The 420-nt window shown below is 64.0% G+C and carries 1 protein-coding gene; it reads left to right on the forward strand.

The annotated features are described in order from the left end of the window. A partial coding sequence (locus D1J51_RS17735; RefSeq protein ID WP_119077329.1) for an IS630 family transposase occupies positions 1–420 on the forward strand: 420 nt, incomplete at its 5' end.

Below are 420 nucleotides of genomic sequence, written 5' to 3' on the forward strand. Positions count from 1 at the left end.
CAGTGCCTGCCCAAGCACCGTCACGAGGAGTTCCTGACGTTCCTGCGCACCATCGAGCGGAGCGTGCCGCCCGAGTTGCAGATCCACCTGATCCTGGACAACTACGCTACCCACAAGCACGAGAACGTGACGAAGTGGCTGAGCAAGCATCCGCGGTTCCACCTGCACTTCACCCCGACCTCGTCGTCCTGGCTGAACCTCGTTGAACGCTGGTTCCGGGAACTCACCGACAAAGCGCTCCGCCGCGGGGTCTTCCGCAGCGTGCCCGACCTCATCGACGCGATCGAGGACTACCTGGATGCGCACAACGACCAGCCCCGCCCACTGATCTGGACCGCGTCAGCCGAATCCATCCTGGACAAGATCGCCCGCGGCCGCGTCGCCCTCAACCAGGCAACCAACACCGGGACACACCACTAG

Origin of the sequence: Leucobacter sp. wl10 (assembly GCF_003569785.1) — a bacterium.
Lineage (GTDB): Bacteria > Actinomycetota > Actinomycetes > Actinomycetales > Microbacteriaceae > Leucobacter.